Source organism: Paenibacillus silviterrae (assembly GCF_030167925.1).
Classification (GTDB): Bacteria; Bacillota; Bacilli; order Paenibacillales; family NBRC-103111; genus Paenibacillus_G; species Paenibacillus_G silviterrae.
In genome coordinates, this window is record NZ_JASKUT010000001.1 from 4,562,755 (window position 1) to 4,582,582 (window position 19,828).

General features: G+C 54.9%; 19 protein-coding genes. 16 read left to right on the forward strand and 3 right to left on the reverse strand.

All coding sequences use genetic code 11. The annotated features are described in order from the left end of the window. Positions 1-35: 35 nt before the first annotated feature. A complete protein-coding gene (locus tag QMO62_RS21135) occupies positions 36-1,613 on the forward strand; it encodes a leucyl aminopeptidase (protein ID WP_284644001.1) in 1,578 nt (525 codons plus the stop codon). Positions 1,614-1,660: 47 nt separating this feature from the next. On the opposite strand, the gene QMO62_RS21140 is transcribed toward QMO62_RS21135, so the two are convergent. Further along, positions 1,661-2,221, reverse strand: coding sequence for a hypothetical protein (locus tag QMO62_RS21140; protein WP_284644003.1), 561 nt, complete (start codon positions 2,219-2,221; stop codon positions 1,661-1,663). 218 nt (positions 2,222-2,439) lie between these two features. Here QMO62_RS21140 and QMO62_RS21145 point away from each other — a divergent pair, with 218 nt between their 5' ends. Next, a complete protein-coding gene (locus QMO62_RS21145; protein ID WP_284644005.1) occupies positions 2,440-3,396 on the forward strand; it encodes a Gfo/Idh/MocA family protein in 957 nt (318 codons plus the stop codon). Between the two features lie 70 nt (positions 3,397-3,466). Further along, positions 3,467-4,057 carry a sulfite oxidase-like oxidoreductase gene (locus QMO62_RS21150; protein ID WP_284644007.1) on the forward strand — a complete coding sequence of 197 codons (591 nt, stop codon included), beginning with the start codon at positions 3,467-3,469 and terminating at the stop codon, positions 4,055-4,057. Between the two features lie 42 nt (positions 4,058-4,099). Here QMO62_RS21150 and QMO62_RS21155 read toward each other — a convergent pair whose 3' ends face one another. Continuing rightward, a complete protein-coding gene (locus QMO62_RS21155; protein WP_284644009.1) occupies positions 4,100-4,516 on the reverse strand; it encodes a DUF6855 family protein in 417 nt (138 codons plus the stop codon). Positions 4,517-4,632: 116 nt separating this feature from the next. On the opposite strand from QMO62_RS21155, the gene QMO62_RS21160 reads away from it, so the two are divergent. Further along, entirely contained in the window at positions 4,633-5,082 is a 450-nt protein-coding gene (locus QMO62_RS21160) for an SRPBCC family protein (protein WP_284644011.1), read from the forward strand. On the opposite strand, the gene QMO62_RS21165 is transcribed toward QMO62_RS21160, so the two are convergent. Then, positions 5,083-5,505: a VOC family protein gene (locus QMO62_RS21165; protein WP_284644012.1), complete on the reverse strand. Its 423-nt coding sequence runs from the start codon at positions 5,503-5,505 to the stop codon at positions 5,083-5,085. Positions 5,506-5,600: 95 nt separating this feature from the next. Here QMO62_RS21165 and QMO62_RS21170 point away from each other — a divergent pair, with 95 nt between their 5' ends. The 12 genes from QMO62_RS21170 (at position 5,601) to QMO62_RS21225 (ending at position 19,787) form a co-directional block, all read left to right on the forward strand. Beyond that, entirely contained in the window at positions 5,601-6,365 is a 765-nt protein-coding gene (locus QMO62_RS21170; protein WP_284644014.1) for an IolE/MocC family protein, read from the forward strand. 380 nt (positions 6,366-6,745) lie between these two features. Continuing rightward, entirely contained in the window at positions 6,746-8,053 is a 1,308-nt protein-coding gene (locus QMO62_RS21175) for an extracellular solute-binding protein (RefSeq protein ID WP_284644016.1), read from the forward strand. Between the two features lie 86 nt (positions 8,054-8,139). Then, positions 8,140-9,078 carry a carbohydrate ABC transporter permease gene (locus tag QMO62_RS21180; protein WP_284644018.1) on the forward strand — a complete coding sequence of 313 codons (939 nt, stop codon included), beginning with the start codon at positions 8,140-8,142 and terminating at the stop codon, positions 9,076-9,078. Then, positions 9,078-9,920: a carbohydrate ABC transporter permease gene (locus QMO62_RS21185; protein WP_284644020.1), complete on the forward strand. Its 843-nt coding sequence runs from the start codon at positions 9,078-9,080 to the stop codon at positions 9,918-9,920. Before QMO62_RS21180 ends, QMO62_RS21185 begins: the two co-directional genes overlap by 1 nt. A 40-nt stretch (positions 9,921-9,960) precedes the next feature. Next, positions 9,961-11,733, forward strand: coding sequence for a cache domain-containing sensor histidine kinase (locus tag QMO62_RS21190; RefSeq protein WP_284644021.1), 1,773 nt, complete (start codon positions 9,961-9,963; stop codon positions 11,731-11,733). After that, a complete protein-coding gene (locus QMO62_RS21195; protein WP_284644023.1) occupies positions 11,730-13,064 on the forward strand; it encodes an ABC transporter substrate-binding protein in 1,335 nt (444 codons plus the stop codon). The genes QMO62_RS21190 and QMO62_RS21195 overlap by 4 nt, the downstream gene beginning before the upstream one ends. 22 nt (positions 13,065-13,086) lie before the next feature. After that, the gene (locus tag QMO62_RS21200) at positions 13,087-14,691 is read left to right on the forward strand and encodes a response regulator (RefSeq protein WP_284644024.1); all 1,605 of its coding nucleotides are present in this window, start codon (positions 13,087-13,089) and stop codon (positions 14,689-14,691) included. Positions 14,692-14,998: 307 nt separating this feature from the next. Continuing rightward, a complete protein-coding gene (locus tag QMO62_RS21205) occupies positions 14,999-15,622 on the forward strand; it encodes an alpha/beta hydrolase (protein ID WP_284644026.1) in 624 nt (207 codons plus the stop codon). Positions 15,623-15,700: 78 nt separating this feature from the next. Continuing rightward, the gene (gene wrbA / locus QMO62_RS21210; RefSeq protein ID WP_284644028.1) at positions 15,701-16,318 is read left to right on the forward strand and encodes an NAD(P)H:quinone oxidoreductase; all 618 of its coding nucleotides are present in this window, start codon (positions 15,701-15,703) and stop codon (positions 16,316-16,318) included. A gap of 165 nt (positions 16,319-16,483) precedes the next feature. Beyond that, entirely contained in the window at positions 16,484-17,425 is a 942-nt protein-coding gene (locus tag QMO62_RS21215) for a carbohydrate ABC transporter permease (protein ID WP_284644030.1), read from the forward strand. Positions 17,426-17,484: 59 nt separating this feature from the next. After that, positions 17,485-18,321 carry a carbohydrate ABC transporter permease gene (locus QMO62_RS21220; protein WP_284644031.1) on the forward strand — a complete coding sequence of 279 codons (837 nt, stop codon included), beginning with the start codon at positions 17,485-17,487 and terminating at the stop codon, positions 18,319-18,321. Positions 18,322-18,440: 119 nt separating this feature from the next. Next, entirely contained in the window at positions 18,441-19,787 is a 1,347-nt protein-coding gene (locus tag QMO62_RS21225; RefSeq protein ID WP_284644033.1) for an ABC transporter substrate-binding protein, read from the forward strand. Positions 19,788-19,828: the final 41 nt, after the last annotated feature.

The window sequence follows — 19,828 nt, forward strand, 5'->3', positions numbered from 1 at the left end:
GAGATAGTCAAAAGATAGAGGAGGGCGGCAATTCCTTGGACCTGCTGAGAACCTATGTTACCGAACAGTTGAAGACGGAAATTCGCTTGGTTTGGGAGGAGACCGAGGCTGAGGGGGCGGCATCCGGGGCTTTGGTCGTGCCCGTCAGCGAGGAGGCGCTGGCGTCGGACGGCGCCTTGCTGGCTGCGTCCGGCGAGCTGCTGCCCCCGGCGCTCGTGCAGGAGGTCCGCAGCCTTCAGGCGCGCGGACGCTTCCGGGGCCGCCTCGCCGAGACCGAGGCGCTGCCCACGCTCGGCCTGGTGCCGGGCTACCGGGCCGTGCTGCTGTGCGGGCTTGGCGAAGCCGCCCGCCTCGGGACGGATGCCTGGCGCGCAGCCGGCGTCCATGCGGCACGCGCCGCGCTCCAGCACGGGCTGGAGCGCCTTGCGGTGCCGCTTCACGCGGCGGCTGCGCCGGGCGCCGCGGTGAGCCGCGAGCTCGCGTACGCGCTCGCGGAGGGGCTCTGGCTCGGCAGCTACCGCATGCCGAGCTTTGCCTTGCGCGGGCCGGAGGCGCCCGCGCTGGACGTGACCCTGCTGTGCGGCAGGGTCGCGTCGGACGCGCAGCCGGAGCTGCTGCGCGCCGTGGAGGCCGCGCGGGCGCTCGCGCTGGCCACGTACACGGCCCGCGATCTCACGAATCTGCCCGGCAACCTGCTGGTGCCGGATTCGCTCGCGCGGGCTGCGCAAGACCTGGCCGCCCGGTACGGCCTCGAATGCACGGTGCTGGATGAGCACCGGATTCGAGAGCGCGGCATGGGCGGCTTGTACGCGGTGGGCATGGGCAGCGCCCACCCTCCGCGGATGATCGCCCTGAGGTACCAGGGCGATCCGGGCTCGGCCGACACCGTAGGACTCGTCGGCAAGGGCATCACCTTCGATACCGGCGGCATCTCGCTGAAGAAGCCGGAGGGCATGGAGGAGATGATCAGCGACATGGGCGGGGCGGCCGTGCTGCTTGGATTGATCCATGTCCTGGCTAAGCTCAAGCCGAGGGTCAATGTGGTGATCGTCATTCCTGCGGCGGAGAACATGCCGTCGGGGACGGCATTCAAACCGGGCGACATCGTAACCGTGATGAGCGGGCAGACGATCGAGATCCTTAACACGGATGCGGAGGGCCGTGTCGTGCTGGCGGATGGGGTGCTGTATGCAAAGGAGCTCGGTGCAACGCGCATTGTAGATGTGGCTACGCTCACCGGCGCGGTACTGGTCAGCTTGGCGGATGTGGCGACCGGCGCTGTGGCTAATGACGAGGGCTTGCTGCAGGAGCTGCTCGATTCGGCCAAGCGGGCTGGGGAGAGGCTGTGGGCGTTCCCGAACTATCCGGAATACCACGACATGCTGAAGAGTCAAGTCGCCGACATCAAAAATTCCACCTCGCGAGACCGCTGGGCGGGCAGCATCACGGGTGGTCTGTTCATCGGTTATTTTGCCGGAGACACCCCTTGGCTTCATCTGGACACGGGAGGCACCGCCTGGCTGTGGGATGAGCGGGGAACCGAGCCGCGGGGCGGGACAGGCACCATGACCCGAACGTTGGCTCATTGGCTCTGCGATCCGTTAATCCACTGAGAATGGCACAAGGCACAGCCAAAAAAAGCGGCAGGAGCTCCTGCCGCTTACGCTTGCACACTTTTGCTGCCGGTCTTTGCCGCAGCGGATGAAGAAGAAACCATATCCAAAGCCGCGATCTCCAGCTCGTTCATTCGGATCGTAAGCCTGGTGACTTCGTCTGTCGTGTAGGAAAGCCCCCGCGTACGCTCGACCAGCTGTCCGAGCTCGATCCCGATCCAGCCGGCCTTGCTGGGATGCGGCAGCAGATCGTACGGGAGCACGGCAATCGAGGTAGCCGGCACGGCCTGATGGCTCATCTCCGCATTCACCGCTTCCTCGAAGCGAATGAACAAGCGGCGGCTGCTCCAGCGAACGGCACCGGGTTTGAAGGTGATCGTCAGCAGGGAATCTTCGCCGGCGGATTGGCGATGAAGCTCAAATCGGCTGGATTTGGCGGCGGTAACATATTGATCCCGGCGCCAGTCAGGCAGAAGCAGCACGATGAGAATGGGCAGCGCGCTGGCTGCATATATGAAATGCTGTGATTCGAAATAAACGGCGAGCAGCAGCAATCCGATAAATAATACAATCGAACCGGCCAACAAAAGCTGATTTTTCTTGGTCATGATGAGTAGTCCCCCAGATGGAAGGCAGTAGTTTGCATTGCTGCAACATTCCTATTTTATCATATCGGGCACGGTCTTTGAAGGCTTTCCCTCGGGGATTCCATATCAAATTTTTGTAAGGAGAAAGAACTATGCCTTCTTCCAAGAGCTTGCTCACACAATCGCAGAAAGTCTTCCTCCTTAACGCTTCATCTACATGAACAAAGGGGGATATGAGGATGAGAACGAGAATCGGGATGATCGGTCTTGGAGACATCGCGCAGAAGGCATACCTGCCTATTCTGGCTTCCCACCCGAAGGTTGATATTGTTGGCATTGCCAGTCGTTCGGAAGAGACCGTGTCGCGAGTGGGTGAGCAATACCGTATTGCGGGCCGTTTCACTTCCGTAGAAGAGCTGCTTCGGGCGGAGCCGGAGGCCGTGTTTATTCACAGTCCGACGGAGACGCACCATGAATTGGTGATGACATGCTTGCGTGAAGGCGTTCACGTCTATGTGGACAAACCGCTTTCCTATGTGATCGGCAAGTCGGAGCAAATGGCCGCCTATGCCAAGGAACAAAGCCGATTGCTGGCTGTAGGCTTCAATCGCCGCTTTGCGCCTCTGTATGTAAAGAGCAAAGCGTGGCTGGAAGAGGCGGGAGGGTTTGATCTTTGTGTGGCGCAGAAGCATCGTACGGGCTTGCAGCAGATGACCTCCAAATTCACGCTCTATGATGATCTGATTCATATGCTGGATTTGCTGCTGTGGATCGGGGGAGAGGATTACTCGGTAACCGACTACCGGGAACATACGGATGATCAAGGTCGTCTATGCTTCGGAACAGGAAGCTTAGCCTTTACCCAAGACCGGAGCGGACATGCCCTGCGTTCAAAGCGCGTTCCTACCGTTGGCCAATTTAGTATGGTAAGAACGGCCGGCGTTGATTCCGAGAAGCTCGAACTGCATGGAGGCGGCCGCTCAGTTGAAGTAACGAGCATGGAGACGGCGACTTGGTATGAAAAAGGAGCTCAGCCCCGCATGCATACCTTCGGCAGCTGGGAGACGGTGCTGTATCGGCGCGGCTTCGTTGGCGTCGTGGAGCATTTCCTTGAATCGCTGGAGAAGCCGGAGGCTTGTACCATTCGAGCGGATCAAGTCTTAGCGGTTCACCGGCTGGTGGAGAAGCTGGTATAGCTTATGAATTGGAAGAAACAGCCTCTGTCGGGTTATATTAAATACATAAGCAATGCAGGGAGGGATTATTATGCTTAATGGCGGAAACAAAGAAACGAATGACCGTGTGCCGCCGGGCCAAACGCTGACCGAAGGCTTTCCCGTGCTGCACTACGGCAGCGTGCCTTATTATCATGACATAAGCAAGTGGGATTTGAAAATCTTCGGCTTGGTCGAGGAAGAGCTGACCTTCACCTTCGATGAGTTTATGGCGCTGCCGCGGCGGGAATTCAAGAACGATATCCACTGCGTAACGACCTGGTCGAAGCTGGATAATGTGTGGGAGGGCGTATCGGTGTCCACTCTGATGGAGAAGGTGAAGCTGAAGCCGGAGGCGAAGTATGTGATGTTTCACGCAGAGCACGGCTGGACCACGAATCTGCCGATTGAGGACTTTCTGCTGGATACGACGTTCCTGGGCATCAAGCATAACGGAGAACCGTTGACCCCGGAGCACGGATACCCGGTTCGCACGGTCGTACCGCACCTGTACTTCTGGAAAAGCGCGAAGTGGCTGCGAGGCATTGAATTCATGGAGAAGGATAAGCCGGGCTTCTGGGAGCGTAATGGCTATCACATGTATGGTAATCCTTGGAAGGAACAGAGATACGATTTCGATTAATAGAACACCGCCCTGCTTAAGGGCGGTTGTTTGCATAGGCAATTACTTATCAGGGAGAGCCCTCATACGATTGTTCCTTGGGTTGTGCTCGACTTCAGCAAAGCCTAATGCTTCGAGCAGCGGGGGGATATACATGCCGAATCTGCCGCGAAAGCCTTTCTTTAGGCCATACCATCCGCCAATTGGGTTTTCAGGGGAACGGCCCCAAGCTTCAACAGTCCCTTCTTTAGCCGGTTTTTGTTCATCGGCGCTGCCAAGCTCGATCCAATCTCCATGCTGCCTGAGCATAGCGTGTAAGTCGTCGATGCAGCGATAGTCATAATGCAAAACTGTTTTACCTACCGTGCAAACGAGAATGGCTTTTCCGTCTTTTTCGTCCTTATACATTTCGTATTCGGATGTTTGAGGAGGAGTCTTCAGCTTCCACGGATTTTCTTTTGTACCTGCATCTGTCGGCATCACATTGCTCCTTTATTATGTATAACTTGACTTCAGGTAAGAATATAACAAATGAACCCGCTGTACAACGGAACCTGGACGGGGGAACGAATCTCAGCGCTTTGGAGGTATCCTGCATGGTGGATGTAAAAACGGAAATAATCATTCATTGTCCACTTGATATGGTTTCGGAATATGCGGTTAACCCGGACAACGCGCCTGAATGGTATGTCAATATTACGTCCGTGGAGTGGCGGACACCAAAGCTGCTTCAGGTTGGATCTAAAGTTGCATTTCGAGCTGCTTTCTTGGGGAAGGAGCTATCTTATGTGTATCAAATCAAGGAATACATCCCGCAAAGAAGACTAGTGATGAGCACGGTTGACGGTCCTTTTCCCATGGAAACGACATATACGTGGGAATCTGCGGGTCAACGCTCCACAAGGATGACTTTACGCAACAGAGGGAATCCCAAGGGATTTTCTGCAATAGTTTCTCCCTTTATGTCTATGATGATGAAGAGAGCCAACAACAAAGACTTGAAAAAAATCAAGCTTATACTGGAATCTTCCTCACGGCCCTTTTAGCTACTTCGTGCGTTCGGATAAGGGATGATCCTTTTTCAGCTCCAGAAGATCCCACAGGTTTCCATATAAATCCTTAAATACGGCAACCATGCCGTAGGGCTGTTCTTTGGGCTCTCGAACGAATTCGACCCCTTTGGACACCATGTCATGATAGTCTCTCCAAAAATCATCCGTATTCAAAAACAAGAAAACTCTTCCTCCCGTCTGATTCCCAATATACGACTCTTGCTCGGGCGTTGAGGCTCTTGCTAGTAATATGTTTGTGCCCATGGAGCCGGGAGGAGCCACGACGACCCAACGTTTATTTTGCTCCGGTTGATAGGTATCCTCAAGCAAGGTGAAATGCAGCTTTTTTGTATAGAACTCGATAGCCTCATCATAATCTTTAACGACTAATGCGATATGGACAATGGATTGCAGCATCGTTTCTCAGCTCCTTTCCTACACTCTACACAATGGAAACGCATAATGGAAGGGTGTCATTATTTGGCAAGTATCTGGAAGGAGACTTCGATGAAATGTATCAAATTAATATTGGAACTGTGCTGCTGGAGAAAAACCGGTGGGGCTCAAGACTGCCCAGCTTCCGTGTCAGTGAGTGGATCGACCGATTTCATGCAGACCGCTTTGACGGGATAGAGCTTTGGGAAAATCACGCGATGCTTTGCGAAGAAGAGGAATTGGAGCTTTTGAGGAAGTACGGGGCCCCCATTGAGGTTTTTAATTCCTACGCCAGCTTCGACGAGGAAGGGGCTGCTCATCGGCAAGCCGCAGCGAAACTGATCCGCGCCTTGAGCGCCCGCGGCGTCAAGTACAATCTGGGCAAACAGGCCTCGGACATGGAGACCTACCTCTGTAACCTGTACCGCTGGGCCGAGCAACTGCCTGAGGATTTCCGTCTTCTATGCGAATGTCATCCCGGAACGGTGATGGAGGACCCTGCATTTGCAGAGCAAGTGTTCCGGCAGTTCAGGGATACCCGTTTTCAGGCGATCGTTCATTTCCCGAGCACGCCGGAGCAATTGGACGAATGGTTCGGCCGGTTGGGAGGGACCATCTCACATATTCATGTGCAGCTTCGCAATACGCAGAATGCATGCGTCAAGCTGGAGAGCAATCCGGAGCGGGTCGATCAAGGAATCGAGATTCTTGCGAAATATAATTACCGGGGCACCTTTACGATTGAATTTACAGAAGGCGTAAGCAGCCATGAGAATAAGGAAGAGCTGTACCATGCGGCTGTCGCTGATTCTCGTTATTTAAGAAGCCTGTTGACGTATTAATATGCGAATAGAACGGCCCGACACTTCCTGATGGTGTCGGGTCTTTTTTCGTAGCGTTACTTTTTCACCTTACGGAGATAAGCATAGGCTCTATCACCTTCGTAAGGTGAAAAAATAACGCTACAACGAAGCTTCCCCCGAGTCAGAGGGACGTTTGCACAATGTAAAGCCGTTTTATCACCTTAATGTACCCGCGGGCGGCCTTCCCTTCCGCTGTAAGGTTTAAAAATCATCTTAGCCCACTCGAACTAAGGACCGCCCCTGCATAAGAATTTCAACCCTAAATCGAAGGATTGCCTCCTCTGCAAGCGCTCGCTTTTTTCCTATCATAAAGGAGCAAGGAATTACGTGAAGCACTATGGGAGAGGGGATACGAAAAGATGAAATGGTTGAAAACTTGGGGGAAAACGGGCACGGCCCTTCTGCTGGCAGCGGCTGTTACGGCATGCAGCAGCACACCGGCGGCAGACCCGGGAAAAGCGACAGGAAACGAGACGAAGACGGATAAGCCGGTGGAGCTGATCTTCTGGTCGCTCGGTACGAACGGGTATGAGAAGCTGGCGGAGGAGTATAAGGCTGTGAAGCCGAACGTGACGATCAAGATTCAGAACACGTCGGACCAGACGGTGCATCATAACAATGCGCTTACAGCCTTGTCGGCAGGCAAGGGAGCACCGGATATTTTCATGCTGGAGATCGCCTTCCTGGAAAAGTTCATGGAAGCGAAGGACAAATTCAATAACCTTAATGATCTGGGTGCAGGCAGCATCAAAGGCAACTATCTGGATTGGAAATGGAAGCAGGCTTCCTCGGTGGACGGTAAATTCCAGCTGGGCCTTCCGACAGATGTAGGGCCAACGGTCGTTTATTACCGGACCGACCTGCTGGAGCAAGCGGGGATCCCTAGCAAGCCGGAGGATTTCGCCAAGGAGATTGCCACTTGGGATAAGTTCGCGGAGACGGCAAGGAAGTTCAAGGAGAAGACGGGCAAGACGTTCGTCGACATGCCGGATCTGGTCTTCAATGCCGTGCGTGACCAAGGCACAGAGCTTTACTATAACAGCAATGACGAGTTTATCGGGGATAAGAACCCGCAAGTGAAGAAAGCGTACGACTACACCGCCAAGGCCATTAAGGAAGGCTGGGTAGGCCAGAATACGCTATGGACGCCGGAATGGGCGAAGGAGACGAATACGGGCGGATTCGCAGTGATGCTGGCCCCGGCTTGGATGAGTGGAGTCATTAAGGGCAATGCCAAGGATGCGGCGGGCAAGTGGAGAATTACTCAAATGCCGGAGGGCGCGGGCAACTGGGGCGGCTCCTTCCTGACGATTCCGAAGGAATCCAAGAACGCCAAGGAAGCTTATGAGTTCATCTCGTGGCTGGTAAGCAAGGACGGTCAGCTGAAGTCCTATATCAACAACGGTCTTTTCCCGTCCATTCCTGCGGTTTATGACGATGCGAAGTTCAAGGATCTGAAGGATCCGTTCTTCGGAGACCAGGCGATCTCGGTTCAGTTTGCCCAGGCGGCCAAATCGGTTAAACCGCTTCGTTACGGCAAGCTGCATGACGGTACGGACAGCATCGTGAAGGAAGGCCTCAGGAACGTACTGCAGAAGGGCGGAGACCCGGCGGCCGAGTGGGATAATGCCATCAAGAAAATCAAAGAGCTGAACAAGCGCAGCTAACCGCTTCGTCCGGCAAAGACAGGTTCACGGCACAGCTCCGTGGACCTGTCTTCTTCCGGGAGCTCACTACGAGGAGGGAAACAACCATGAGTACTCAGACCGCTGCAACCGCTGCAGCCGCAACGGCCCGGCCCTGGCTGACGGAACGCCGCAGAGGCCGGCTGGCCGCTTACTTGTTCATCTCGCCGTTTTTTATCCTATTTGCGATCTTCGGGGTTTATCCGATTTTCTTCACCTTTTATCTTTCGCTGTACAAGTGGAACGGACTCGGTCCGAAGAAGTTTGTCGGGCTGCAAAACTTCGAGTTTGTAATGGGCGACCCCACGTTCTGGACCTCGGTCAGCAATACGCTGATCATGGGGGCGATGGGTACGGTTCCCCAGCTCATTCTGGCGCTGATCCTGGCCGTTGCCTTGAATTCGGCATTTTTACGCGGGGCCAAGCTGCTTCGTGCGATCTATTTTCTTCCTAACATTACGTCCATCGTTGCGGTTACCTTAATTTTCAGCGCAGCGTTCGCCAACAAAGGCTTAGCCAACTATCTCGTGTCGCTGATCGACCTGGGCCCGTATTCGTGGAACATTCAGAATTGGCCGCTGAAGATCGCAATTGCCACCATGGTTCTTTGGCGCTGGACAGGGTATAACGCGATTATTTTCCTGTCGGGGATGCAGAGCATTCCGGCAGACCTGTATGAGGCGGCCCGAATCGATGGAGCGAATCGTACGCAGCTGTTTACGTATATTACGGTGCCGCTGCTTAAGCCCTTCATCATCTTTGCGGTGCTAATCTCGACGATCGGCAGCATGCAGCTGTTTACCGAGCCTTACGTGTTCCTCAGCCAAGGCGGTACCGGCTCCACCCGTGCCGAGGGGATTACGATGGTCATTTATTTGTACCAGGAGGCGTTCCGCAACTCCTTCTTCGGAAGCGCCGCGGCGACGGCCGTGATTCTGTTCTTCTTTACGATGATATTCTCATTGCTCAATACATGGATATCCAAGCGAATGGGAGGCGAAGCGTAATGCCGGTAGGGGAAAGGCAGGGAGTCATCTCCCGGTGGCTCACCTATATCATACTCATAGCAGGGGCGGCGGCGTCCGCGTATCCGTTCTACTGGATGCTGGTCATCGCCACACGGACGCGGGATGCCGTCTACTCGATCCCTCCGGCGATCGTGCCCGGTGCGGAGCTGATCACGAATTTTATGAATGCAATCGAACGGATCATTTTTTTCCGCGCGCTGTGGAATTCGTTCGTGGTGTCCAGTCTGACGACACTGTTCGTGCTGTTTTTCTGCTCCCTGGCAGGGTTTGCCTTCGCCAAGTTTGAATTTCCGGGCAAGAAGGTGCTGTTTGCCGTTGTGTTAGGCACCTTGCTCGTGCCGCAGCAGCTCAGCGTACTGCCGAACTACATTCTCATGAGCAAGCTGAGCTGGATCGATTCCTACAAAGCCATTATCGTGCCGGGCATGGTGTCGGCATTTGGGATATTTTGGATGAGACAATACATTCAGGCAAGCATTCATTCCGAGCTGATTGAAGCGAGCCGGATTGACGGCAGCAGCTATTTCCAGACGTATTACCGGATCGTAATGCCAGTCATTTTGCCCGCTACGGCGACGCTCGGAATCTTTACGTTCCTCAACACCTGGAACGATTTCTTCTGGCCGCTCGTCGTGCTGAAGAATAGCGATAATTTCACAATCCAAATTGCGCTTCAGGGCTTGTTCGCGAGAAACGATTCGATCGATTACGGGATGATCATGTCGGCGACCTTCTTTGCTACCATGCCTTTGCTGATTGTGTTTGCCATGTTCAGCCGCTGGTTTATTTCCGGATTGACCTCAGGGGCGGTGAAGAGCTAAGATTTAACTATTAAATTTGATTTCCCTGGAGGAAGGCTGAATGTCGCTGCGCCACAAGATTATGCTGGGCGTGCTGCTCCTTGTATTTATTCCCGTCATCGTGATGGGCGGTGTAACCTACTATCTTTTCTCCGGGGCAATCGAGGAGCAGACGGAGGCCTACTATCGCAGCAGCCTGCTGGAAACCGACCGGAAGATCCAATATGCGCTTGGCGAGCTGAACGGAATATCGGATCTAAGCATTACGCAGCCGGTCGTGCAGCAGTTCCTGAAGCAGACCCGCATGGGCGGACTGCTCTGGGGAGACGGCATGGCCGAGCGGGCCTTGCTGACGGAGCTGAACAATCTGCTGCTGTCTCATCCCAAAATCACCTCGCTGACGCTCTATAACCAGAACGAGCTTGTGCATACGACGGGCTCCGGCACAGCGCTGCCGCTCGATTCGCTGCGGGCGCAGCCTTGGTATGCCAAGGTAAAGGCGCTGAAGGGGAGACCGATGTGGCTAGGACCGTATGAGAATGATCTGCTCGTCGGACAGCAGCTGACGCAGGTGCGCATGGTGAAGGATTATTACTCCTTGGAGGACATCGGAACCCTGGTGCTGACGGTCCGTACGGATGCGATCGACCATATTCTATGGGAGGCCGGCACCATCCAGGAGGGCGAGATGCTCGTGGTGAACCGGGACGGGACGGTCATTTTCAGCAAATCGGGCAAGCATCTAGGGGAAGGGCTGCCGTTTCCCTTCTTGACATCTGCAGGTGAAAGGGAAACCTTCGTAGAAGCCTATGAAGGGAAGGAAACGTTCATTACATACCATCCCTCGCAAGTGGAAGGCTGGTATTTGATCGCGCTTACACCGATCGATAATATGTACGCGGAGATGATCCGCATCCGTAATTTGGCCGTAGGGCTCATTCTGTTAACGCTGTTCAGCGTGATTGTGTTCGACTTACTGTTCCTGCGAAAGCTGGTTCATACGATTATTGCCGTTACGAAGGCGCTTAAGCTGGCGGAAGCCGGAAGCTTTACCGAGGTGAGCATGGGACGCAGAGCATACCAGGACGAATCGGGCCTGCTGGTCAGAGGCTTTAACAGGATGAGCCGCCAAATTCAAGAGCTGATTACCCGTGTGGAGGAGGAGCAGCGCCGCAAGAAGGAAGCGGAGCTGCAAGCGCTGGTCGCTCAGATCAATCCGCACTTTATTTATAATTCCTTGGAAACGATTAATTCGATGGCGGTGCTTCAAGGCAATAGGGAGATCAGCCGGCTGGTCATCTCTCTCGGCAAGCTGCTTCGCATCAGCATCAGCGAAACGCAGGAGCTCATCCCCATCGGTACGGAGCTCGAGCATGTTCGGCATTATTTGTTTATTCAAACGTGCAGGTTCGGAGAGAAGCTGCTGTACGAGCTGGAGGTGCCGGAGCAGTGGAAATATCATTTGTCCCTGAAGCTGATCGTGCAGCCGATCGTTGAGAATGCGCTGTATCATGGGATTGAGCGGCTCCAGGGCCAAGGGGTTATTCGAATCCGGCTGCTGGAATCGTCCGGCGATTTGGTGGTGGAGGTTACGGATAACGGGCTCGGCATCGAACCGGAGCGGCTGGAGGAGCTGTTCGCGGACAAGAAGCCGGAGGTAAGCAAAGCGAAGCATCGGGGCGTTGGGATGAAAAATGTGCATGACCGGCTGCGCATTCGCTTCGGCAGCAGGTACGGCATCATCGTCTGCAGCTCGGCGGGCGAAGGGACGGTTGTCCGCATTCGGATGCCCCGCATCACATCGGGCGGCGGAGGAGGAGGTGCGGCAGGATGATCGGATTCAAGCGAGCACGTTGGAAACGGGGATGGTCCCTGCTTATTGCCGCAGCTCTGCTGCTTGGCACAGCCGGCTGCGGACCCGAGCGGGGCGCTCCCCCGGAGGAGAAGATTCGGCTTACCTTCCGCCATGTATGGGTGCAGCAGCATAATCAGCAGATGCTGAAGATCATGACCGAAGTGATCAAGAACTTCGAGAAGGCGAACCCTAGCATCCGCGTTGACTTCGAAGGGGTGCATCAGACCGTACACCGCGAGCAGAGGCTGAAGAGCGAGATGGTAACGGGCAATCCCCCGGATCTATTCGTTCTCTTCGGCGGCGCCGAGATCGAGCCGTATGTGCGGGCGGAGCGCTTGCTCGACCTGTCCGGGTTCCTGCGGGAGAACGGGTTGTTAAACAGCTTTCATGACCTCAGCTTATGGACGTTCGGGGCGGGCGTCTACGGACTGCCGATCGAGGGCTTCGCCGAGCCGGTTTATTATAACAAACATCTGTTCGCTCAGCTGGGACTAAGCGTACCGACGAATTGGGAGCAGCTGGTGCAGGTGGTCACCAAGCTGAAGGCTGCTGGGAAGGTTCCGTTCGCGCTTGGGAATCAGGAGCGATGGCCGGGGGCGATGCACTATCACTACTTCCTGCAGCGTTATGCCGGCTCCGACGTAATTAACCAGATTGTTCAGGGCAAGGGCACCTTCCTGCAAGCCGATTACGAGAAAGCAACGGAGCGGTTCCTCGAGTTTGCAAGGCTGCAGCCCTTCGCGCCGCAGTCGGACACTCGCAGTATTGCCGATTCCGAGCGGATGTTTCTTGAAGGTGAGGCTGCCATGTTCCTGAACGGGAGCTGGGAGCTGCAGCTGTTCCAGAGCGAGCAGGCGAAGCCGGATTTTGTCAGCGGCGTCGGAGTGTTCAACTTTCCCCAGCTGACGGCGGCCAAGCCGACCTCGGAAGGCCTTGCCAGCGGCTACACGTTCGGTCTGGGGCTGTCCTCCGCGCTGGAGGGAGAACGCCGCAAGGCGGCGCTTTCGCTGCTCAAGGCGATCTATTCGCCGGAGGTGCAGCGCCGGATCGTATACGAGTCCTACCGGCTTCCGTCCATGAAAATTTCGGTGGATTATGAGCGAACCGGACCTGTATACCGGCAAATCGCCGAGCTGATGCAAGCGTCGGCACCCTCTTTCGTGCCGTATGACAACGCGCTGCCCCCGGCTTTGCAGGAGACGTTCTTCCAAGTCACCGAGCAGCTGATCGCGGGCAGGCTTACGTCAAGGGCTGCTCTGGAGCGGATGGAGGAGCAGCTGCGGCAGTATTACGAGCTTGTCGGCAAGTAACGGGCTTAGGAGGAATGAATCAATGTCCGGAGCATATCGAGTGCTGCTCGTCGATGACGAGCCGATTATTCTGCGCAGCTTGAAGGTGGCGCTTCCTTGGGAGGAGCTGCAAATGTCCGTTGTGGGAGAAGCCTCCAACGGACAGGACGCGCTGCAGCGAATTGAGGAGCTGCAGCCGCAGGTGGTGATCAGTGACATCCGCATGCCCGTCATGGACGGCATCTCCATGATGAGGGAAGCGATGCAGCGGCATCCTTCGCTGATCTTTGTGCTGCTCAGCGGTTATGGGGAATTCGAATACGCCAGGGAGGCGCTTCGCTATGGGGCCTTCGATTATTTACTCAAGCCGGTGGATCACGAGGAGCTGGAATCGGTCATGCGCGAAGCGAAGGCGAAGCTTGAGCATGAGGAGGAGCAGCAGTCGGAATGGGAGTTCCTGACGCGTTCCTCCCAAGCGCTCTCCAGTCTGGTAAGAGAGCGTATGATCAGCAGCATGATCGAAGGCAGCCAAGCCTTGTTCCATCCCTCCTATTGGCTGCGGGGCTGGGATTTGGAGCACTCCTATGTCATGCTGGTCATTACCATCGACGATACGCTGGAAGTGGAGAGCTGGAGCAGGGAGGACAGACGGCTGTGGTTTTTCGCCGTAGGCAATGTGCTGACGGAGTTCGGCGAGGCGTGCGGTGCTTACACGGTATTTCCCTTCCGCAGCGGCGAGTGGGTGATGCTTCTTCCGAATGCCGGTGCGGAGCAGGCGCAGCAGGTGGCTCGGGAGATGATCGCGGTCGTCAAGTCGTGCACCAAGCTAAGCTGCTCTGTCGGAATCAGCCGGGAGCACCAGGGACTGGAGGCGCTGTTCGCGTGTTATAGCAGTGCTCAGCGCGGTTTGCTCGGCCGGTTCGCCGGAGGCAGGGAGCAGGTGTATGCCGACCTTCCGGCTGCGGAGCAGGAGCCTGCCTTGCATAAGACCCGGCTGCCGGCCCTTGAGCCCTGGGAGCAGCGGCTGACCCAGGCCCTTGCCGGGTGCGACGGGGAGCGGCTGGCGGCGGGCCTTGAGGAGTGTGTGGAGCAGCTGCGGGCGATCGGGATGCGTTCGCAGGAAGCTGCTGCGCTGCTAGTGGAGCTTTCGGTGGGGATTTCCCGCCGCATGTCGGATGTAAGCGGGATGCCGCTGCCCGGGCTGAAGGAGCTGATCACCAGCCTCCCGCGCTGCGGGACGCTGCAGGAGGCGCACGAGCTTTTGCTGGCGAAGCTGCTGGAATACACCAAGCTCATCTGCGGTGCCGAAGCCTCCCGCGAGGAGGAGCTCCGCTCGATTCGCAAAGCGACCGAGTACATCGAGGGTCGGTTTCACCACGACCTGAGCATCGATGAGGTGTCGGAGTTCATCGGGCTGAGCTGCAGCCACTTCTGCGTGCTGTTCAAGAAGGAGACGGGCATGACGTTCCTCGAGTACGTAACGAAGCTTCGTATGGAAAGGGCGTGCTCGCTTCTCGGCAACACCGACGTGAAGGTGTATCAGGTGTCGCCGATGGTCGGGTATCAGGACCCAAAATATTTTACACAGGTGTTCAAGAAAATGATGGGGGTGACCCCATCGGAATATCGGGCCTCGGTGCAGGTATAAGAACCGCTGAACGGGACATGGGTCGCCGCTCGCTTCTGACAAGGAGGCAGCGGCGTTATTTGCATGGGGGGATGATAGCGTTAATATTTCGTCTTACAGCGATCAAACTCAGGCAGTGGTCATGCGATAAGATGATGAAGTCACGTTACAGGCGAGTATGCACCCTGCTCAGGACCGATGTGCAAGCTGTAACGTTACAAAATCACCTTAAAGCAGCCTTGACTTGCTTTCTCTCGACTGTAAGATGAAAATATAACGTTATCCGGTACCGGGCAATGACATACAAACGAAGGAGCGGACCAAGACCATGAAGCTAAACAAAATTCAACAGCCCTCTTATTGGGGGAGAGAAGTCGTGCAAAGGCACATTACGGTAAACTCAACTACGCTCGTCGTGCAGTTTCCCGGCAAACAATACCCTAACGAGCTGCCCCTGCTGTACTATGCCGCTCAGTCCGCTCTCCAATCGGGGCACGACGTCCTGCTGTTGGAGTACGGCTACCAGGCGGCTAGAGTGGAGCTGAAGAACGAGCAGCTTTCCATCCTGGTGGACGAGTGCATAGCCTCCATCCGCAAGGTCTTGAGCGAGCACACGTATGAACGGATCCTCTTTGTAAGCAAAAGCCTCGGTACCGTGGTGGCCGGCGGCTGCGCCGAGCAGCTGGGCGATGCAGTAATCAAGCATCTCTTCCTGACCCCGATCCAAGCGACGATTCCTTACCTGCAGCAGTCGCAGGGGATGATGATCTACGGAACCGCGGATCCGCTGTTCGGTCCGGACGAGGTGAAGCTTACCGGCAGCCTGCCGAGGATGGTCGTAGTTCCCGTCGAGGGGGGCGATCATTCCCTGGAGACAGGGGATGTGCTGGCGACACTTCACGTCTTGAGGAAGCTCGGTGAGCACTATTTGACGTTTTTTGCAAGCAACTGAGCCGGTTCAGGATATGCTTCCGGGAATTGGGAAAATCTATCCATAGATGTATGAATCCAATCCAAGGAGTGCATATCCGTGACAGTTAAGCTTGCGATTGTGTATTACAGCTCCACCGGAACCAACTACCAGCTGGCTCAATGGGCCGCCGAAGGGGCGAAGGAAGCGGGAGCGGAGGTAAAGATTTTCAAGGTGCAAGAAACGGCTCCGCAGGCTCAGATTGACGGCAACCCGGCATGGAAAGCCCATGTAGAGGCCGCCAAGGACATCCCGGTGGTCACGCAGGATGATATCGTAGAAGCGGATGCCATTATTTTCAGTACGCCTACCCGATTCGGTAATGTCGCGGCGCAGATGAAGCAATTCCTGGACACCACAGGCGGGATATGGTTCCATGGGAAAACGGTCAACAAAGTGGTCAGCGCGATGACCTCCGCACAGAATGCGCATGGCGGCCAAGAAGCAACGATTCTCAGCCTGTACACCTCGATGTACCATTGGGGTGCTATCGTGGCAGCTCCGGGCTATACGGATCCCGCCCTATTTGCGGCTGGAGGCAATCCGTACGGCACCAGCGTCTCGGTGGACCAGAACAATCAGATGGTCGGAGATAAGGAGGCTTACCGTAAGGCGGTGAAGCACCAAGCGGGGCGCGTTGTTACCGTTGCCGGCTGGGTGAAGAAAGGCATGCAATAAATGGTAGACCCTCGATGGATCCCATTCCATGGAGGGTTTATTTTTGTCAAAACGTTTAAGCAAAGGACACAATAGTGCACGTTTCCGTCAAAATCATCTTCTGTCTTCGTCCCTTCGCCGGATTATATTGTAGATACACATCATAACAAAGACGAGGTGAGCTGCATGGAAGCAGAAGCGCGGAAAAGCGCGGCGCGGGGCATGGCGCAGCAAGGGAGGTTCTGGACCAATAGCCGGAAGGACGCACTAACGGGGTGGTTTTTTCTGGCTCCGGAGATGGTCGGCATTCTGGTATTATATGTTTTCCCGGTATTGTTTTCCTTGTATCTGAGTGTAAGCGAATGGAACCTGGTCGGCGGCATATCGGCCATCAAATTCGTCGGCCTGGATAACTTCACACGAATGTTTCAGGACGTCAAGGTGCTGTCCGCGCTGAAAAATAACTTCATCTATACCCTACTGACGGTGCCTGTCGGCATGGCGCTGGCCTTGGTGCTGTCGGTGATCATTCATACGCGGGTGTATGCCCAAAGCTATTTTAAAGTAGCTTTCTTTATCCCTTACATTTCCTCGATCATTGCGGTCGGGGCGGTATGGAGTGCCTTGTACCATCCTTCACTCGGTCCCATTAATCAATTTCTGCGGAGTATCGGCGTGGAGAATCCGCCCTTGTGGCTGGCGGACCCGAAGATGTCCTTGGTCTCGATTGCCATCATCTCCATATGGGCGGGGATCGGCTACCAGATCGTCATCTACTTGGCAGGGCTCAGCGGAATTCCGGACGAGCTGTATGAAGCGGCGGATATTGACGGGGCCTCCAAGCTTCGCCAGTTTTTTGCGATTACACTGCCGCTGCTGGGACCGACGAATTCCTTCCTTTTCATCACGCTGCTTATGGGTTCGTTCAAGGTATTCGATCTGGTGGCTTTCCTGACAGGCGGGGGACCGAACGATTCCTCTACGGTTATCGTGTATCGGATTTATGAGGAGGGCTTCCGTAATTTTCAGATGGGGTATGCCTCCGCGATTTCGTGGCTGCTATTCGCCATCGTTGCCGTGATTACCTTCCTCAGCTGGCAAATTCAGAAGCGGTATGTACATTACTAAGCGAAAAGTGCGGGATAGGAAGGACATTCCCTTGAAAATATAGGAAAGGAGCGGGCTCCATGACAAGAAAGCTGGACAATTATATGAAGCTGGCCACGACGGTGCTGCTTGGGGGATTTTCATTATTTTTTCTAGTGCCGCTCGTATGGATGACATCATCCGCTATGAAATATGAGAAGGATGTGCTTGTGTTTCCGATCCAGTGGATTCCTACCGCTTGGAATACGGTGAATAACTTTAAAGAGGTATGGCTCGGCAAGGTACCGTTCTACTTGTTTTACTTGAACTCGCTGAAGCTGTCATTGATCGTTACGGTGATCACCATCCTGTTCTCCTCCATGGCGGCCTTCGCGTTTACCAAGATTCAATTTCGGGGCAGAGATTGGGCGTTCGGCGTGCTGCTTACCTTCATGATTATTCCGGAGCAGGCTACACTGGTTCCCCGTTTTTTGCTGATCAAGTGGCTCGGACTTTATAATACGCATGCAGCGTTGATCGTTACCATGATGTTCTCCATCTACTTTACGTTCCTGATGCGGCAGTTTATGATGGGGATTCATCCCGAATACATTGAAGCGGCCAAAATCGACGGCGCCGGCTATTTCCGCATTTTCGCCCGGATTGTGCTGCCGCTCTGCAAGCCGATTCTCGCAACGGTGGGCATTATTAAATTCATCTGGACGTGGAACGACTATCAGCATCCCCTGATCTTCCTCCTAAATAAGAAGCTGTTCCCGATTACACTGGGCATGCAGCTGTTCAAGGATGATTACGCGGACAACTTCGCCGTCTTGATGATGGCTTCCCTATCGGCGATTATTCCGCTGGTCCTTATTTTCGTGGTACTGCAAAAGCAGGTCATCAAAGGCATTTCCCTAGGCGGCGTGAAGGGGTAGACATCAGGGCAGAATAGTGCACGTTCTGGATGCAATCGTGCACGTCATTTGAAATCGCGCCATTCTATAATAAAGCCAAGCAAGTCACAAGGAAGAATCACTCTAGGGGGAGTAATCTTATGACATTCAAAGCAGGGAAGCTGATTACCGGATCGATCCTCACACTGGCACTGCTGAGCGGCTGCGCCCAATCGGGGGATCAGCAAGCGTCCGGCGGCGACGGGGCGGGAGATGCATCCAAGCCGGTAACGATCAAGTATTACAATTGGGATAACGAAACGACCGAAGGGGTTACCAAGAAGTTCATCGAGCAATTCCAGGCAAAATATCCGAATATTAAGGTGGAATCGATCCCGCTCGTGCCGGGCAATTCCGAAGAGACGATGAAGAAGCTAGACGTGCTGCTATCGTCAGGAGAGCAAGTAGATGTCATGCTGTTCCCGAATACGCGCCATCTGTTCGCACGGGCGGAGCAGGGAGTGCTTGCGCCGCTTGATGAGCAGTATGCCAAGGAGAAGGTAAAGCCGGAGGACGAATACTATGTGAATCCGCGCTATAAGGACAAATACTATGGCATTCAAAACAATACTACGCTGAATTTCGTGCTCCTCAACAAGGATGCGCTGGATGAAGCGGGGCTTCCGGTTCCGACGCTTGGGTGGACCTACGACGATTACCGTGAATATGCAAAGAAGCTGAACAAAGGCGACGGACCGAGCAAACGCTACGGAACGTACTTCCACAACTGGTCTCTGTATGCGAATCCGACGGCTCAGGTGCATATGCAGCATCCGTTCCTGTACGAGGACGGAAAGACGAATTTCAGTGACCCGACGTACAAAAGGTTCTTCGATTTGCGCCGTGCGATGGAGAAGGAAGACAAATCGGCCAAGCCTTATGCGGACGTGATTGGAGCGAAGCTGAATTACCGCTCCGAGTTCTTCAATGAGAAGGCGGCCATGATCATCGCAGGCAACTGGATGATCAGCGAGGTTGGGGATACGTCGAAGTTCCCGCATAAGTTTAAAACCGCCTTCGCCCCGGTGCCTCTGCCTTCCAAGGATGCCAAGCCGGATTTGTACATGGGCGGGCAGTTCCTGTCCATCGGCAAGGACTCGAAGAACAAGGACGCGGCATACCAGTTCATTCGCTTCGTGTCTACGAATATGACCGATGCGAGAACCGAGCTGCCGGGCTGGAAGAAGGGCGATATGAAGCCGCTGGTGGATCGGCTGATCGGCACGAACAAGGAGCTGTATGATGTGGAATCGCTCATGAATACGCTCTTCGACAAGCGGGTTCAGGCGCTGCCGCCTTCCAAAAACGCCGTTTCCTACGAGAAGGATCTGGACAAGCTGCTGACGGACGGCTTCTCCAAGTTTATTCTGGAGAACAAATCATCCGATGAAGTGCAGGCATGGATGGTTGAAGAAGCGAACAAGATCATCAAGCAAAATACGAAGTAAGCTGGACGCTGAGAGGGCACCCCGGGGGGTGTCCTTTCGCT

Excerpts from the sequence above, each read along its gene's own strand:
- QMO62_RS21140 (WP_284644003.1), bottom strand. The coding sequence starts at position 2,221 with ATGACCAAGAAAAATCAGCTTTTGTTGGCCGGTTCGATTGTATTATTT.
- QMO62_RS21145 (WP_284644005.1), top strand. The coding sequence starts at position 2,440 with ATGAGAACGAGAATCGGGATGATCGGTCTTGGAGACATCGCGCAGAAG.
- QMO62_RS21150 (WP_284644007.1), top strand. The coding sequence starts at position 3,467 with ATGCTTAATGGCGGAAACAAAGAAACGAATGACCGTGTGCCGCCGGGC.
- QMO62_RS21155 (WP_284644009.1), bottom strand. The coding sequence starts at position 4,516 with ATGCCGACAGATGCAGGTACAAAAGAAAATCCGTGGAAGCTGAAGACT.
- QMO62_RS21160 (WP_284644011.1), top strand. The coding sequence starts at position 4,633 with ATGGTGGATGTAAAAACGGAAATAATCATTCATTGTCCACTTGATATG.
- QMO62_RS21165 (WP_284644012.1), bottom strand. The coding sequence starts at position 5,505 with ATGCTGCAATCCATTGTCCATATCGCATTAGTCGTTAAAGATTATGAT.
- QMO62_RS21170 (WP_284644014.1), top strand. The coding sequence starts at position 5,601 with ATGTATCAAATTAATATTGGAACTGTGCTGCTGGAGAAAAACCGGTGG.
- QMO62_RS21175 (WP_284644016.1), top strand. The coding sequence starts at position 6,746 with ATGAAATGGTTGAAAACTTGGGGGAAAACGGGCACGGCCCTTCTGCTG.
- QMO62_RS21180 (WP_284644018.1), top strand. The coding sequence starts at position 8,140 with ATGAGTACTCAGACCGCTGCAACCGCTGCAGCCGCAACGGCCCGGCCC.
- QMO62_RS21185 (WP_284644020.1), top strand. The coding sequence starts at position 9,078 with ATGCCGGTAGGGGAAAGGCAGGGAGTCATCTCCCGGTGGCTCACCTAT.
- QMO62_RS21190 (WP_284644021.1), top strand. The coding sequence starts at position 9,961 with ATGTCGCTGCGCCACAAGATTATGCTGGGCGTGCTGCTCCTTGTATTT.
- QMO62_RS21195 (WP_284644023.1), top strand. The coding sequence starts at position 11,730 with ATGATCGGATTCAAGCGAGCACGTTGGAAACGGGGATGGTCCCTGCTT.
- QMO62_RS21200 (WP_284644024.1), top strand. The coding sequence starts at position 13,087 with ATGTCCGGAGCATATCGAGTGCTGCTCGTCGATGACGAGCCGATTATT.
- QMO62_RS21205 (WP_284644026.1), top strand. The coding sequence starts at position 14,999 with ATGAAGCTAAACAAAATTCAACAGCCCTCTTATTGGGGGAGAGAAGTC.
- QMO62_RS21215 (WP_284644030.1), top strand. The coding sequence starts at position 16,484 with ATGGAAGCAGAAGCGCGGAAAAGCGCGGCGCGGGGCATGGCGCAGCAA.
- QMO62_RS21220 (WP_284644031.1), top strand. The coding sequence starts at position 17,485 with ATGACAAGAAAGCTGGACAATTATATGAAGCTGGCCACGACGGTGCTG.
- QMO62_RS21225 (WP_284644033.1), top strand. The coding sequence starts at position 18,441 with ATGACATTCAAAGCAGGGAAGCTGATTACCGGATCGATCCTCACACTG.